This window comes from Collimonas rhizosphaerae (genome assembly GCF_038896935.1).
GTDB classification, from domain to species: Bacteria; Pseudomonadota; Gammaproteobacteria; order Burkholderiales; family Burkholderiaceae_D; genus Collimonas; species Collimonas rhizosphaerae.
Genome location: NZ_JBANDC010000002.1, coordinates 179,862 through 195,543, shown reverse-complemented (window position 1 = coordinate 195,543; position 15,682 = coordinate 179,862). Strand labels below are relative to the sequence as shown.

Genomic DNA, 15,682 nt, shown 5'->3' with positions numbered 1-15,682 from the left:
CTGACAATCGTGGCAGGCAAGGACATTGATAAAAAACGATCGCTAATGAAATTACATTCTGAGCACTTCCCTTTGTCGATTCTTCCCCGTCGTTTGATTGCTGCTGCCGCCTTTGCCCTGTGTTCGGGCCAAGCGCTGGCGGTGCAGCCGTTTGTGGTCAAGGATATCCGCATCGAAGGTATTCAACGTACCGAAGCCGGCACCGTTTTCAGTTACCTGCCTGTGCGCGTCGGTGAAACCTTCACCGATGAAAAAGGCACGGCGGCGATCAAGGCCTTGTACGCGACCGGCTTCTTCAAGGATGTGCGGGTCGAGTCCGAAGGCGACGTGCTGGTGGTCATGGTGGAAGAGCGGCCGTCGATTGCCGGCGTCGATTTTTCCGGCATCAAGGAATTCGACAAAGACCAGCTGACCAAGGCCCTGAAGGAAATCGGCGTCGGCGAATCGCGCATTTTCGACAAAGCCCAGGTTGATCGCGCAGAACAGGAATTGAAGAAACAATACCTGTCGCGCGGCCTGTACGGCATGAAGGTGACCACGACCGTTACGCCGATCGAGCGCAACCGGGTCAATGTGACGTTTGCGGTGGATGAAGGCGAAGTATCGCGCATCAAGGAAATCCGTTTCGTCGGCAACAAGGCGTTTTCCGACGGCAAGCTGCGCGACCAGATCAAGCTGCGTTCGCCGGGCTGGTTTACCTGGTACACCAAGGCTGACCAGTATGCAAAAGAGAAGCTGTCGGGCGACATCGAAACCCTGCGTTCGTATTACCTGAACCGCGGCTATATCGAGATGCAGGTAGAGTCGACCCAGGTCTCGATCACGCCGGACAAGAAAGACATCTACATCACCATCAATATCAATGAGGGTGAAAAATACACGGTTTCCGATATCAAGATGGAAGGCGAGATGTTTGGCCGCGAAGATGAGCTGCGGTCGTTGATGGAGCTGAAAAAAGGCGAAATATTCAACGGCGAGAAGCTCAACAACAGCACCAAGAAGATGTCGGAGCGGCTGGGCAATTTCGGTTATGCGTTCGCCAACGTCAACGCCAATCCTGAATTGAACCGGGAAAAGAAAGAAGTAGCGTTTACCATCATGGTTGATCCAGGCAAGCGCGTTTACGTGCGCCATGTCAACGTCACCGGCAACACCAAGACGCGCGACGAAGTGGTGCGCCGCGAATTCCGCCAGTTTGAAGATTCCTGGTACGACGGTTCGAAGATCAAGCTGTCGCGCGACCGGGTTGACCGCCTGGGCTATTTCAAGGACGTCGGCATCGAAACGCCGGAAGTGCCGAACACGTCCGACCAGGTTGATATCAACATGGCCGTTACCGAGAAACCTACCGGCAACATCCAGGTCGGCGCCGGCTTCTCGCAGCAGGACAAGCTGAGCCTGTCCGGCTCGATCCAGCAGCAGAACGCTTTCGGCAGCGGCAACACCATCGGCCTCGACGTCAACACCAGCAGCTATTCGCGGGTGATTGCGCTGTCCCAGACCAATCCTTATTTCACGGATGACGGCATCAGCCGCACCTACGACCTGTACTACCGTACCGTGCGTCCATCGCAGTACACCACCGGCGACTACAAGGTGCGGACCATCGGTAGCGATATCAAGTTCGGCGTGCCGTTCTCGGAACTGGATACGGTGTTCTTTGGCATCGGCGTGGAAAACACCGCCGTTTCGGCCGATGCTTCCAGCCCGCTGCTGTACCAGCAATATGTTTCGGACTTCGGCAACGGCAGCCGGTCGGTCGATACCGGCCTCGGTTATAACGTGCTGGCCAACCCGGCGACGGCAACCACCAACAGTTTCCCGCTGACGGCAGCGTGGCAGCGCGATAGCCGCGACAGCGCCCTGGTCCCGACCAAGGGCCGCTACCAGCGCGCCAGCCTTGAACTTTCCGCGGTCGGCACCTTGCGCTACTACCGTGCAAGCTACCAGCACCAGTATTTCCAACCTTTGTTCAGCAATGCGGTGACGCTGGCCATGAACGGCGAAATCGACTATGGCCGCGGCATCGGCGGCAAGCCGTACCCTGTGTTCAAGAACTACTATGCCGGCGGTATCGGCACCGTGCGCGGTTTTGAAGGTTCGACCCTGGGCGTCGGCACCAACGTCGACCAGTACGGCGATTCGATGGGCGGCGCGTCGCGCGTGTTCGGCAACCTGGAAGCGCAGTTCCCGTTCCCCGGTTCCGGCAGCGACCGTACCCTGCGCTGGTTCACCTTCCTCGACGGCGGCCAGGTATACGCCGACAAGAAGCCGATGCAACTCAGCGAGTTGCGTTATTCTACGGGCATCGGCCTGAGCTGGGTATCGCCTATCGGCCCGCTGAAAATCAGCTACGGCAAACCGCTGAACGCGAAGCCGACCGACAAGCAGCAGTCCTTCCAGTTCCAGCTGGGCACAGGCTTCTAAAAAACCATAAGGATGGTGCACAATTGCAGATTCTGACAAGAGTGGCATAATGCACAAGTTGCATCATTTGAATTGCGGAGAATAGTGTTGAAATCTCTAATTAAAACCTTTACATCATTGCCCACCGCCGGCTTGCTGGCGGCGTGCTTATTGTCGGCAGCCCCGGCGCATGCTGATGAAGGTTCGAAAATCGCCTTCGTCAGCAGCGAGCGCATCTTGCGCGAGGCGACCCCGGCCAAGACCGCGCAATCCAAGATCGAAGCCGAGTTTTCCAAGCGCGACAAGGATTTGCAAGACCAGGCCACCCGCCTGAAAAACATGGCAGACAAGCTGGACAAGGATTCAGCCGTGATTTCGGAATCCGAGCGGGTCAAGCGCCAGCGCGAGCTGAGCGACCTGGACAAGGATTTCCAGCGCAAGCAGCGTGAGTTCCGCGAAGACCTGAACCAGCGCCGCAACGAAGAGCTGGCGATCGTGCTGGAGCGCTCGACCAAGGCGATCAAGCAGATCGCCGAAGCGGAAAAATACGATATGGTGTTCCAGGAAGGCGGCGTGTATGTCAGCCCGCGCATCGACATCACCGATAAAGTATTGAAAATCCTCAATAAGTAACCCATTCTGTCAAGGCCACTATATGAGCATTCGGCTAAAAGAACTGGTCGAAAGCTTGGGTGGCCAACTGATCGGTGATGCGGATACCCGGGTATCCGGCATCGCGCCGTTGAGCGACGCCAGCGCATCACAGATCACCTTCTTGTCCAATCCCAAGTTTCGGCCCCAGGCCGCGCAAACGCAGGCGGCCGCCATTATCCTGTCCGCGGCGGACGATGCGGCGATCGGCGCCGATTATCGCGGTGCACGGATTGTCGCCGCCAATCCTTATGCGTATTTCGCGCTGGCGGCGCAGTTTTTTGCTGCAAAAAACGCTATTCCGGTGGCGCCTGGAATCCATCCGGCAGCCAGCGTCGATCCTGCCGCCCAGGTCGCGGCGACCGCCTATGTCGGCGCCAACGCGGTCGTCGGCGCCGGCGCCACGATCGGCGAGCATGTGAACCTGGGAGCCGGCTGCGTGATCGGCCGCGGCGTCAGCATCGGCGCGGGCAGCCTGCTGCATCCCAACGTCACGGTTTATGACGCCTGCCAGATCGGCCAGCGCACCATTATCCATTCTGGCGTTGTCATCGGCGCCGACGGTTTCGGTTTTGCCAATGACGGCGGGACCTGGGTCAAGATTCCCCAGACCGGCCGGGTGCTGATCGGCGACGACGTCGAAATCGGCGCCAACACCACCATCGACCGCGGCGCCCTGGCCGACACCGTGATAGAAGAAGGGGTCAAGCTGGACAATCAGATCCAGATCGCCCATAACTGCCATATCGGCGCCCATACCGCGATTGCAGCTTGCGCCGGGATTGCCGGCAGCGCCAGGATCGGCAAATTTTGCTCGATAGGCGGGGCGGCGATGATCCATGGCCACATTACCATCGTCGATCATGTGCATGTGTCAGCGGGTACGCTGGCGTTGCGCTCGATCTCCGAGCCAGGCCAATACACCGGTTTCTACCCGATTGCCAAGCATGGCGAATGGGAAAAATCTGCTGCCTTGGTGCGCAATCTGAATACAATGCGTGAGAAAATCCGGGCTCTGGAAAAATCCATTAAACAGCTCATCGAACAGTTACCGCAACAGGTTACCCAAAAAGATAATGAATAGTCCAAACCAAACGCTAGACATCAACCAGATCAAGACCTACCTGCCGCACCGTTATCCGCTGCTGCTGGTTGACCGCGTATTGAATTGGGAAAGCGGCAAGTCGATCACGGCGATCAAGAATGTCACCATCAATGAAGAATTCTTCAATGGCCATTTTCCCAACAAGCCGGTGATGCCTGGCGTCCTGACCATCGAGGCGCTGGCGCAAACCGCTGCCTTGCTGTCGTTCCTGACCGAAGGCCGCAAGCCGGATGAAAATACCGTGGTGTACTTCCTCGGCATCGACAAGGCCCGTTTCCGCCGCCCGGTCGAACCAGGCGACCAGATCAAGCTGGAAGTCGAGATCGTGCGCGTCGTGCGTGGCATCTGGAAATACAAGGCTGTCGCCAGCGTCGACGGCGAGATGGCGGTAGAAGCCGAATTCATGTGCACCATGCGCACCGCGGTCAGTCCCGGCGCTGCTGCGACTGTGGTGGTGGATGCCAGCCCGTCAGAGTGATCCCATGACGCGCATTCACCCTACAGCTGTCATCGATCCCAAGGCATCCCTCGACAGTTCGGTGGAAGTCGGCGCCTATGCGGTGATCGGCCCCCATGTAACCATCGGCGCCGGCAGCAAGATCGGTCCGCATGCCGTGATCGAAGGGCATACCGCGATCGGCCGCGATAACGCGATTTTCCAGTTCGGTTCGATCGGCGCCGTGCCGCAAGACAAGAAGTACGCTGGCGAGCCGACCCGGCTGGAGATCGGCGACCGCAACACCATCCGCGAATTCGTCACCCTCAATCTCGGCACCGTCCAGGATGGCGGCGTCACCCGTATCGGCGACGACAACTGGGTGATGGCCTATGTCCACGTGGCGCATGACTGCCAGATCGGCAGCAATACCACGATCGCCAATAACGCGACGCTGGCGGGCCATGTGCACATTGGCGACTGGGTGCTGCTTGGCGGTTTTACCACCGTGCACCAGTTTTGCCGCATCGGCGCCCATGCGATGACGGCTTTCACCGCTGCCGTCAGCCAGGATGTTCCGCCGTTCGTGACCGCCGCCGGCAATCGCGCCGAACCCGCGGGCATCAACAGCGAAGGTTTGCGGCGGCGCGGTTTCAGCAGCGAGCAGATCATGGCGATCAAGCGCGCCTACCGCACCATTTACCGCTCCGGCCTGGCGCTGGAAGACGCCATGGCGGCGCTGGAACAGGAAGAGTCGAAAGCGCCGGCATCTGCCGCAGACCTGAAGTTGATGCGTGATTTCATTGCCGGCTCTACGCGTGGCATCATCCGCTGAACATGGCGGACGCTGACGCCAACGTAGCCATCGCCATGGTCGCCGGAGAAACCTCCGGCGATTTGCTTGCCAGCCGCCTGTTGTCCGGCCTGCGTCCGCACCTGCCGGATGCGCGCATGTACGGCATCGGCGGCGCCAAGATGGCGGAGTACGGTTTTGTCAGCGACTGGCCGATGGAAAAGCTGTCGGTCAACGGTTTGTTCGAAGTGCTGGCCCACTACCGCGAGCTCAAGGGCATCCAGGTCGCGTTGCGCGACCGCCTGCTGGCGGAGAAGCCGAACGTGTTCATCGGCGTCGACGCCCCGGATTTCAATTTCGGCCTGGAAGCGCAACTGCGCCAGGCCGGCATTCCCACCGTGCATTTCATCGGTCCTTCGATCTGGGCCTGGCGCGGCGGACGCATCAAGAAGATTGCGCGTGCGGCGTCGCACATGCTGGTCATCTTCCCGTTTGAAGAAGAAATCTATCGCAAGGCCGGCATCCCGGTGACCTACGTCGGCCATCCGCTGGCGCAAGTGATCCCGATGGTGCCCGATGTCGCCGCGGCCCGCAGCGCGCTCGGCCTGCCGGCCGCCGGCCGGGTAGTGGCGATCATGCCCGGCAGCCGCATGGGTGAGCTGAAACATAACACGATAGCTTTTGTGCAAGCTGCCGCGATACTGGCGCAGCGCGATCCCGGCATGCGCTTCATCGCGCCAATGGCGGGAGAAAAGCAGAGCAAGCTGTTTAGCGAACTGGTCAGCCAGGCCGGTCTGCAAGACTTGCCTATCCAGTTGCTGGACGGGCAATCGCATACGGCAATGGCGGCGGCCGATGTGGTGCTGGTCGCCTCCGGCACCGCATCGCTGGAAGTTGCCTTGTACAAGAAACCTATGGTGATCGCTTATAAAATGATGCGCGCCACCTGGGAAATCCTGCGCCACATGAGCTACCAGCCGTGGATAGGTTTGCCGAATATCCTGGCGCGCGAATTCCTGGTGCCGGAACTGCTGCAGCATAATGCGACGCCGCAGGCGCTGGCGGACGCGCTCTGGCAGCAGCTGGAGGATCCGGCGCGCCAGGAGATGCTGCGGCAGCGCTTCACCGACATGCATCACACCCTGCTGCGCGATACCGCCAGCGAAAGCGCGCAAGCCGTGCTGCAAGTGATTGAACAACATAAACGTCCATCCGGACTTTCGCCGGCCTGATCCGGCGTACTACTTGGTACTGAACGCCGTGAGCCCATCCGACCAGAATCTCTCTCTCTTCACCTACGACGGCGAAACCATTTGCGGCGTCGACGAGGCCGGCCGCGGCCCCTTGGCCGGACCGGTGTTTGCCGCCGCCGTGATACTCGATCCGGCGCGGCCGATCAGCGGCTTGCGCGATTCGAAGAAACTGACCGCCGAACGGCGTGAACTGCTGGCGGTGGAAATCAAGGCCAATGCACTAGCGTGGGCCATCGCCGAATGCTCCGAAGCGGAGATCGATAAGCTCAACATATTGCAGGCAACCATGCTGGCGATGCGGCGCGCGGTGGAAGGACTGTCCATGCAGCCGACGCTGGCGCTGATCGACGGCAACCGCTGTCCGCAGCTCAGCATCCGCTCCGAGGCCATCGTCAAGGGCGACGACAAGGTGCAGGCCATTTCGGCAGCCTCGATTCTCGCCAAGACCGCGCGCGACGCCGCGCTGCAGGTGTTGCACGTGCAATATCCGCACTACGCTTTCGACCAGCACAAAGGTTATCCGACGGCGCTGCACATGGAACGGCTGCGCCTGCATGGCGTGTCGCCGGTGCACCGCAAATCCTATGCGCCGGTGCGGGCTCTGCTGGCGCTGGATATCGATGGGGCGGCGGCATGAAAAGCATCACCTCGTCCGCCAATCCTTTGTACAAGGAACTGAAGCAGCTGGCGACCAGCGCCCAGGCCAGGCGCAAGGCGGGCCGTACGCTGCTGGACGGGATCCACCTGGCCGAAGCGTATTTGCAGAGCGGCGCCAGGCCGGTGTTGTGCGTCGCCAGCGAAACCGCGCTGACGCATGCCGAAGCGGCTGCGGTGATCCGGCAATGCCAGGCCGAGGCGGTGCAATGCGTGCTGCTGCCGGACGGCCAGTACCAGGCGCTGAGCCAGGTCGAGCACGGCGTCGGCCTGCTGTTTGTGGTTGAAACGCCGAAAGCGGCGGCGCCGGCCGCATTGACCCAGTCGGCCGTGCTGCTCGACAACCTGCAGGACCCGGGCAACCTCGGTTCCATCCTGCGCAGCGCTGCGGCCGCAGGCATCCGGCAGATCTATTGTTCAGAAGGCAGCGCATCTGCCTGGTCGCCCAAGGTGCTGCGGGCGGGCATGGGCGCGCATTTCATCCTGGACATCTTCGAAGGCGTTGACCTGGCGGCCCTGATGGCGACAGCGCAGATACCGGTGCTTGCCACCAGTTCGTATGCGACGCAAAGCATCTACCAGGCTGACCTGCACGGAGAACTGGCGTGGCTGTTCGGCCATGAAGGGCAGGGCGTCGCGGAAGATTTGCTGCAACTGGCCAGCCAGCAAGTCGTGATTCCGCATCGCGGGCAGATGGAGTCGCTGAATGTTGCCGCTGCGGCGGCGGTATGTTTTTTCGAGCAGCTGCGCCAGGCGCTGGATTGAGCAGGCCGGCTGTCCCGGCCCCTGCTTAGAAAGTCCGCATATCCGGCTTGATGTCCTGCAGGATCGTCGCCGCGATTTCTTCGATCGATTTGGTGGTCGACGACATCCAGCGTATCCCTTCGCGCCGCATGATTTTTTCCGCTTCATTCACTTCATAACGGCAATTTGCCAGCGCGGCGTATTTGCTGCCCGGACGGCGTTCATTGCGGATTTCCGACAGGCGGTCGGCCGCGATGGTCAGGCCGAAAATCTTTTGCTTGAATGGCAACAGGCCGCTGGGAAGCTTGTCGCGCTCGAAATCCTCTGGGATCAAAGGATAGTTGGCGGCCTTGACGCCGAACTGCATCGCCAGGTACAGGCTGGTAGGAGTCTTGCCTGAACGGGAGACGCCGACCAGGATAACGTCGGCGTCGGCCAGGTTCTTGTGCGACTGGCCATCGTCATGCGCCAGCGAAAAATTGATGGCTTCGATCCGGTTCTTGTATTCGTCGGTATTGGCCGTGTTATGGCTGCGGCCGATGGTGTGGGTGGACTTGACGCCCAGCTCCCGCTCCAGCGGTTCGACAAAAGTCTGGAACAGGTCCATATGCATGGCTTTGGCCTGCTGGATGACTTTTGACAAGTCGGCCTTGACCAGCGTTGAAAACACGATAGGCAATTTGCCGTCCGCCACGCATGCTTCATTGATCTTGCGGGTGGCGTCGTAGGCTTTGTCCAGGGTGTCGATGAAGGGCAGGCGCACCTGCTTGAAGCGCAGCTCGAACTGGGTCAGCACCGAATGGCCGAAGGTTTCGGCGGTGATGCCGGTGCCGTCGGAAACAAAGAAGACGGTGCGGTGGGCAGGAACCAGCGGTGCAGGAGCGGCATCTAGCATAATGTTGTCGAAAATAAAGTAAAAAATAAAAAGCAAGGCGTTGCCCGGCAACTGCTGCGGCGCCAGTGGGGCCGCCGAACTTTTAACTGAACACGGACTCTAGCCTGCTGACGGCTACGTGCTGCCTTGTGCGCCTGTGAACGCTAAATTGGCATAAAATGGCAGCCAACTGAATATTTGAAGCTACCTGACGAAGAATAACAAAAAGCCAAGGGCGGCGAAGGCAATTGTGAAGATTTCTTATCATCAAACTAGAGGTTGTTATGTCCAATGCAATACAGATGGGTGCTACCCAGGGGGCGGCTTACGTCATCTCCTTTGAAAATCTGCGGATGACGGATGTCGATTCCGTTGGCGGCAAAAACGCATCGCTGGGTGAAATGATCAGCCAGCTGGCCGGCGCAGGAGTTCGGGTGCCGGGCGGATTCGCCACCACGGCGCAGGCATTCCGCGATTTCCTGTCGCATAGCGCCGACGGCGGCCCGGCCTTGGCCGACCGCATCGCCGATCGCCTGGCGACCCTGAACGTCGAAGACGTACGGGCCTTGGCGCAAGCCGGCGCCGAGATCCGCCAATGGATTGTGGAAACGCCGTTCCAGCCGCGCCTGGAGCAGGAAATCCACGCCTTCTACAAACGCCTGGTCGAAGATTCTTCCAGCGAGATGTCGTTCGCCGTGCGTTCGTCGGCGACGGCGGAAGACTTGCCGGACGCCTCGTTCGCCGGCCAGCAGGAAACCTTCCTCAACGTGGTCGGCATTGAAAATGTGCTGGAAGCCATGAAGCACGTGTTCGCCTCGCTGTATAACGACCGCGCCATCTCTTACCGTGTGCACAAAGGCTTTACCCACGCTGAAGTGGCGTTGTCGGCCGGCGTCCAGCGCATGGTCCGTTCCGATGTCGGCGCCGCCGGCGTGATGTTCACCCTGGATACCGAATCCGGCTTCAAGGACGTGGTGTTCATCACTTCCAGCTATGGACTGGGCGAGACAGTGGTGCAGGGCGCGGTCAATCCCGACGAGTTCTATGTCCACAAGCCGATGCTGGAGCAAGGCAAGCTGCCTATCATCCGCCGCAACATCGGCTCCAAGCTGATCAAGATGGAATTCACAGGCGAAGCCAAGGCCGGCCGTTCGGTCAAGACCGTCGATGTGCCTATCGAGCTGCGCAACCGCTATTCGCTCAACGACAACGAAATCGTCGAACTGGCCAAATACGCCACCATCATCGAGAAGCACTACGAGCGCCCGATGGATATCGAATGGGGCAAGGACGGCCGCGACGGCAAGCTGTACATCTTACAGGCGCGTCCGGAAACCGTGAAGTCGCAGGAAAAAACGACCGACGCCCAGCAGCGTTTCAAACTCAAGGGCACCGGCAACGTGCTGACCCATGGCCGCGCCATCGGCCAGAAAATCGGCGCCGGTCCGGTGCGCGTGATCCATGACGCTTCCGAAATGGAGCGCGTGCAGCCGGGCGACGTGCTGGTAGCCGACATGACCGATCCTAACTGGGAGCCGGTGATGAAGCGCGCTTCGGCGATCGTCACCAACCGCGGCGGCCGTACCTGCCACGCTGCGATCATTGCGCGCGAACTGGGCGTGCCGGCGGTGGTCGGCTGCGGCGACGCTACCGACGTGCTGAAAGACGGCACGCTGGTTACCGTATCCTGCGCCGAAGGCGACGAAGGCAAGATCTACGACGGCCTGCTGGAAACCGAAGTCAGCGAAGTGGCGCGCGGCGCATTGCCTGAGCTGCCGCTGAAGATCATGATGAACGTCGGCAATCCGCAGCTGGCGTTCGATTTCCAGTCGATCCCGAACGGCGGCGTCGGCCTGGCGCGGCTGGAATTCATCATCAACAACAACATCGGCGTGCACCCGCGCGCGATCCTGGAATATCCGAACATCGACGCCGACCTGAAGAAGGCGGTGGAATCGGTAGCGCGCGGCCATGCTTCGCCGAAGGCTTTCTACGTCGACAAGCTGGCCGAAGGGATTGCCACCATCGCCGCTGCATTCTGGCCGAAAAAGGTGATCGTGCGCTTGTCCGACTTCAAGTCGAACGAGTACAAGAAGCTGATCGGCGGTTCGCGCTACGAGCCGGACGAAGAAAATCCGATGCTCGGTTTCCGCGGCGCCGCCCGTTACCTGGCAGCCGACTTTGCCGAAGCATTCGAAATGGAATGCCAGGCGATGAAGCGGGTGCGCAACGACATGGGCTTGACCAACGTCGAGATCATGGTGCCTTTCGTGCGGACCCTGGGCCAGGCGGAAAAAGTCATCGGCCTGCTCGGCAAGAACGGCCTGGTGCGCGGCGAAAACGATTTGCGCGTGATCATGATGTGCGAAGTGCCGTCGAACGCCATCCTGGCCGAGCAGTTCCTGGATTACTTCGACGGCTTCTCGATCGGCTCCAACGACCTGACCCAGCTGACCCTGGGCCTCGACCGCGATTCCGGCATGGAATTGCTGGCGGCCGATTTCGACGAGCGCGACCCGGCTATCCTGGCTCTGCTGGAGAAGGTCATCGCAACTTGCCTGGCCAAGGGCAAGTATGTCGGCATCTGCGGCCAGGGTCCGTCGGACCATCCTGATTTTGCCGAATGGCTGATGAAGCAGGGCATCGAATCGATTTCCCTGAATCCGGATTCGGTGATCGATACCTGGCAGCTGCTGGCTGCCGCGCAATAAAGGCGATATGCGGGACGATGATGCGTCCTGGTCATAAGAAGAAACGCGAGCCAAGTGCTCGCGTTTTTATTTTCAGGGTCAGATGCCAGCCCGCTTGTCCAGGAAGAGATGCAAGGAATCGGCTACGTCCAGCATCAGATTTTGCCAGTTGCCGGCTTGTTCTTGCCGGAACAGCCTTGCACTCGGATACCACGGGCTGTCTTCGCGATCCAGCAGCCAGCGCCAGTCAGGCGCCCAGGGCAGGAGGATCCAGACCGGCGCGCCGAGGGCGCCGCTCAGGTGGGCGACCGAGGTGTCGACGCTGATCACCAGGTCCAGGCTGGCGACGATCGCCGCGGTATCGTCGAAACCTGCAATGTCCTCGGCGAGCGGCCGCAGCTTGGGCGTTTGCTGCAGGTATGCGCGATCCGACTCCCTGATGTCTTTCTGCACCAGGAAAAAATCCGCGCCATCCAGCTGCAGCAGCGGTGCAAATTCCTGCAGCGGCATGGAGCGCCTGTGATCGTTGGTATTGCCGGCATTGCCTGAGCCGGCCAGGCCGATCTTCAGTTTGCCGCCGGTGGAGCCCATGCGTTTTGCCCAGCTTTCCTTTTTTCCGGCATCGGCCGCAAAATAAGGGATGGCGGCCGGGATGGTCGCCAGGCCGGTCTTGAAGACCAGCGGCAGGCTCATCAGCGGCGTCTGGCAGTCGACCGGCGCGAACCCTTCGCCGATGGCGATCACCTGGAAGTTTCCCATGGTCTGGGCGACCGCTTTCAGCGCCGGGTCTACCTCCAGCACGACCTCGGCTCCCAACGCTGCAACCAGGGTGGCGTAGCGGCAAAACTGGATCGTGTCGCCCAGGCCCTGTTCTGACCACAGCAAGATGCGCTTGCCTTCGATAGCCTGCTGGCCCAGCCACAGCGGGATTCCGGTATGGCGCTGAACATCCGCATTGCCTTTCTTCCATCGATACTCATAGCTCTGCCAGCCGGCTTCGAACTGCCCCAGCACCAGCTGCGACAGCGATTGATTCGATAGTGCATCCGCATAACCTGCCTGCAGGCTGAGGGCGCGCTGGTAGCTGTCGAGCGCTTGCTGGTGGCGGTTCATGCGGCTCAGGGTCAGGCCATGGTCGCCCCAGGCTTCGGCATTGCCGGGAGCCAGCGCCAGCCCGGTTTCGTTGTCGCTCAGGGATTCGGCGTAGCGTTCCAGCTTGTGCAGGATGACCGCGCGGTCCAGCCAGTAGGCGGCGGTTTTCGGCGCCAGCGCGATGGCGCGGTCGAGGCTGGCAAGCGCATCGGGATAGCGCTCCAGCTTGTCCAGGGCCAGGCCCCTTTTATACCAGCTGTCGGCCATGTCCGGCTGCAGCGCCAGCGCGCGCTCAAAGTGGAGCAGCGCATCCTCATGGTGCCGCAACTGGTACAGCAGGGCGCCTTTGTGCGCCCAGCCGTCGGCATGGTCCGGCCATGCGGCCAGCGTCTGTTCGATGCAGGCCAGCGCCTCCTGCCGGCGCTGCAGGCTGAGCAGGGTCACGGCCTTGGCCAGCAGTATCTCGGGTTTGACATAGCCCAATGCAATGATTTGTTCATAAGCGAGCAGGGCGGCATCGAACTGGCCTGATTCAAACTGCAACCGGGCCAGCTTGTAATGCAGCGATACATTCTTGCCGTCCAGGGCCAGCGCTTGCCCGAACAGTTGCGCCGCTTCCTGGCGTTGCCCGGTGGCGGCGCAGATGACGCCGAGCACATGCAGGGCGTCGAAGTTTTCCGGCTGGGCCTTCAGGATCTCCTTGAGCGAGCGTTCGGCATGGCCGGTTTTGCCATTCTGGAAATCCTTGTATGCTTGCTGGATAAGATGGGTCGTGCTCATTTTGTACTCATGTATGGCTGGCTGACGGCGGCGTCAGCCCACGGCAATCTGTGGAAGAGGGGAGCATAGCACTGGATCGGACAGCCATCAGCTTGGCGGCATGAACGAAATGAAGCGTGAGTTATTGTAACTTCAGTTGTCAGATGGATTACACTGTGTGCTCTACATAACGGAGAGGGTCATATGGCCGGATGGGTGATGTGGATATTGGCGGCTGGTTTGCTGGTCGTGGCGGAATTGTTCACCACGACCTTGTATTTGCTGATGGTGGCGATTGGCCTGGCCGTCGGCGGCATCGCTGCGCTGCTGGGCTGGGGCGTGGAATGGCAGCTGCTGGTTGCCGCGGTGGTGGCCCTGGTCGCCACGTATTTTCTACGGCGCAGCAAGTTCGGCCGCCGCACCAAGGTCCTGGCGGAGCGCGATCCCAATGTCAACCTGGATATCGGGCAATCGATCACGGTCGGGCAATGGCAGCAGGATGCGGGCACAGGCGGCGGATATACGGCGCGCGTCAAGTACCGGGGCGCGATGTGGGATGTGGAGCTGGCGCCGGCGGCAAATGCGGATGCCGGCCTGTTTTTTATCCGCGAGGTACGCGGCAGCCGGCTGATTGTCGGCGACAGGCCCGGCCAGCACTGAGCGAGCTCGACTTCCGCCGTAGCGCGGCGGATGACTCTGTCTTCTTCAATTCAATAAGGAAAAAAATCATGTTCGGAAGCGTTTCGTTAATCGTGCTGGTGATCGTCATCATATTTATCGCCAAGACGATCAAAGTGGTGCCGCAGCAGCATGCATGGGTGGTGGAGCGCCTGGGCAAATATCATGCGACCCTGGGCCCCGGATTGAATATCGTGGTGCCGTTCATCGACCGCGTCGCCTACAAGCACATCCTGAAGGAAATCCCGCTGGATGTGCCGCCGCAGGTTTGCATCACGCGCGACAATACGCAACTGCAGGTGGACGGCATCCTGTACTTCCAGATTACCGATGCGATGCGCGCATCCTACGGTTCTTCCAACTACATCGCCGCCATCACGCAGCTGGCGCAGACCACCTTGCGTTCGGTCATCGGCAAGATGGAGCTGGACAAGACCTTCGAAGAGCGCGACCACATCAACACCACCATCGTCAGCGCCATCGACGAATCCGCCGCCAACTGGGGCGTGAAGGTGCTGCGTTATGAAATCAAGGACCTGACGCCGCCCAAGGAAATCCTGCATGCGATGCAGGCGCAGATTACCGCGGAACGTGAGAAGCGGGCGCTGATCGCCGCTTCGGAAGGCCGCAAGCAGGAACAGATCAATATTGCGACCGGCGAACGCGAAGCGTCGATTGCCAAGTCCGAAGGTGAAAAGCAGGCGTCCATCAATCGTGCCCAGGGCCAGGCCGCGGCGATCCTGTCGATCGCCGAAGCCAGCGCTGAAGCAATCCGCAAGACTGCGGCGGCGATCCAGTCGCCAGGCGGTTCGGATGCCGTGAACCTGAAAGTGGCCGAGCAATATGTGGCGGCGTTCGGGCAACTGGCGAAGACCAATAACTCGATCATCGTGCCGGCCAACCTGGGCGACATCAGCGGCTTGATCGCCACTGCCTTGCAAGTGGTCAAATCCCAGACCAAGTCTTAGTCGGCGATAAAAAAAGGCGGGCCGGCGGAATTCAGGTTCCGCCGGCCCGCTTTTTTTTGGGGGCATCGTTTATTGGCGCCGCTTCAACGCCGGTGCTGTTTCATCGCAGCCTGGACTTCCCGCTCACCATCGCGTTGCCGTTCGGTGTCGCGCTTGTCGTGCTGCTTTTTGCCCTTGGCCAGGCCGATTTCGCACTTGATGCGGCCGCGCAGGTAGTGCAGGTTGATCGGCACCAGCGTATAACCGGAACGTTCGACCTTGATGATCAGTTTCCTGATTTCCTCGGCGTGCAGCAGCAGCTTGCGGGTGCGCACGGCTTCCGGATGGACGTGGCTGGAGGCGCTGAGCAGGGCGCTGATGTGGGCGCCGAACAGGTAGATTTCGCCATTGCGGATGATGACGTAGGATTCTTTCAGGTTGGCGCGTCCGGCGCGGATGGACTTCACTTCCCAGCCATGCAGCTCCATGCCGGCCTCGAAACGCTCTTCGATGAAGTAGTCGTGGAAGACTTTTTTGTTGTCAATAATGCTCATGTATTAGGAAAATCGCGCAGGTCGGTTAAAATTTCAAGTTGTGATT

14 protein-coding genes are annotated in these 15,682 nt (G+C 60.2%); 11 read left to right on the top strand and 3 right to left on the bottom strand.

Annotation, left to right across the window (positions count from 1 at the left end; all coding sequences use genetic code 11):
• The first annotated feature begins 45 nt into the window (after positions 1-45).
• The 8 genes from bamA (at position 46) to V8G57_RS03375 (ending at position 8,063) form a co-directional block, all read left to right on the top strand.
• The gene (gene bamA / locus V8G57_RS03410) at positions 46-2,427 is read left to right on the top strand and encodes an outer membrane protein assembly factor BamA (protein WP_092396468.1); all 2,382 of its coding nucleotides are present in this window, start codon (positions 46-48) and stop codon (positions 2,425-2,427) included.
• A gap of 87 nt (positions 2,428-2,514) precedes the next feature.
• Entirely contained in the window at positions 2,515-3,039 is a 525-nt protein-coding gene (locus V8G57_RS03405) for an OmpH/Skp family outer membrane protein (RefSeq protein ID WP_342828199.1), read from the top strand.
• Between the two features lie 22 nt (positions 3,040-3,061).
• Positions 3,062-4,141 (top strand): UDP-3-O-(3-hydroxymyristoyl)glucosamine N-acyltransferase, encoded by a 1,080-nt coding sequence (lpxD, locus tag V8G57_RS03400; RefSeq protein WP_342828198.1) that lies wholly within the window; start codon positions 3,062-3,064, stop codon positions 4,139-4,141.
• On the top strand, positions 4,134-4,640 hold the full coding sequence (gene fabZ, locus V8G57_RS03395) for a 3-hydroxyacyl-ACP dehydratase FabZ (protein ID WP_092396474.1): 507 nt from the start codon (positions 4,134-4,136) through the stop codon (positions 4,638-4,640). Before lpxD ends, fabZ begins: the two co-directional genes overlap by 8 nt.
• 4 nt (positions 4,641-4,644) lie before the next feature.
• The gene (gene lpxA, locus V8G57_RS03390) at positions 4,645-5,433 is read left to right on the top strand and encodes an acyl-ACP--UDP-N-acetylglucosamine O-acyltransferase (protein WP_092396476.1); all 789 of its coding nucleotides are present in this window, start codon (positions 4,645-4,647) and stop codon (positions 5,431-5,433) included.
• Between the two features lie 2 nt (positions 5,434-5,435).
• The gene (gene lpxB, locus V8G57_RS03385) at positions 5,436-6,623 is read left to right on the top strand and encodes a lipid-A-disaccharide synthase (RefSeq protein ID WP_342828197.1); all 1,188 of its coding nucleotides are present in this window, start codon (positions 5,436-5,438) and stop codon (positions 6,621-6,623) included.
• Positions 6,624-6,651: 28 nt separating this feature from the next.
• Entirely contained in the window at positions 6,652-7,281 is a 630-nt protein-coding gene (gene rnhB, locus V8G57_RS03380) for a ribonuclease HII (protein WP_342828196.1), read from the top strand.
• Positions 7,278-8,063 (top strand): TrmH family RNA methyltransferase, encoded by a 786-nt coding sequence (locus V8G57_RS03375; RefSeq protein WP_092396480.1) that lies wholly within the window; start codon positions 7,278-7,280, stop codon positions 8,061-8,063. The genes rnhB and V8G57_RS03375 overlap by 4 nt, the downstream gene beginning before the upstream one ends.
• A gap of 25 nt (positions 8,064-8,088) precedes the next feature.
• Here the strand turns inward: V8G57_RS03375 and ppsR are convergent, their stop codons facing one another.
• A complete protein-coding gene (gene ppsR / locus V8G57_RS03370; RefSeq protein WP_092396540.1) occupies positions 8,089-8,937 on the bottom strand; it encodes a posphoenolpyruvate synthetase regulatory kinase/phosphorylase PpsR in 849 nt (282 codons plus the stop codon).
• A gap of 332 nt (positions 8,938-9,269) precedes the next feature.
• Here ppsR and ppsA point away from each other — a divergent pair, with 332 nt between their 5' ends.
• On the top strand, positions 9,270-11,627 hold the full coding sequence (ppsA, locus tag V8G57_RS03365; protein WP_254785033.1) for a phosphoenolpyruvate synthase: 2,358 nt from the start codon (positions 9,270-9,272) through the stop codon (positions 11,625-11,627).
• Positions 11,628-11,705: 78 nt separating this feature from the next.
• On the opposite strand, the gene V8G57_RS03360 is transcribed toward ppsA, so the two are convergent.
• Positions 11,706-13,478 (bottom strand): tetratricopeptide repeat protein, encoded by a 1,773-nt coding sequence (locus V8G57_RS03360; protein WP_342828195.1) that lies wholly within the window; start codon positions 13,476-13,478, stop codon positions 11,706-11,708.
• 183 nt (positions 13,479-13,661) lie between these two features.
• Between V8G57_RS03360 and V8G57_RS03355 the strand changes: the two genes are divergently transcribed.
• Both V8G57_RS03355 and V8G57_RS03350 read left to right on the top strand, forming a co-directional pair.
• Positions 13,662-14,117, top strand: coding sequence for an NfeD family protein (locus V8G57_RS03355; protein ID WP_092396486.1), 456 nt, complete (start codon positions 13,662-13,664; stop codon positions 14,115-14,117).
• Between the two features lie 68 nt (positions 14,118-14,185).
• Positions 14,186-15,103 (top strand): SPFH domain-containing protein, encoded by a 918-nt coding sequence (locus V8G57_RS03350; protein ID WP_092396488.1) that lies wholly within the window; start codon positions 14,186-14,188, stop codon positions 15,101-15,103.
• Between the two features lie 83 nt (positions 15,104-15,186).
• Here V8G57_RS03350 and smpB read toward each other — a convergent pair whose 3' ends face one another.
• On the bottom strand, positions 15,187-15,636 hold the full coding sequence (gene smpB / locus V8G57_RS03345; RefSeq protein WP_092396490.1) for an SsrA-binding protein SmpB: 450 nt from the start codon (positions 15,634-15,636) through the stop codon (positions 15,187-15,189).
• Between the last annotated feature and the right edge of the window lie 46 nt (positions 15,637-15,682).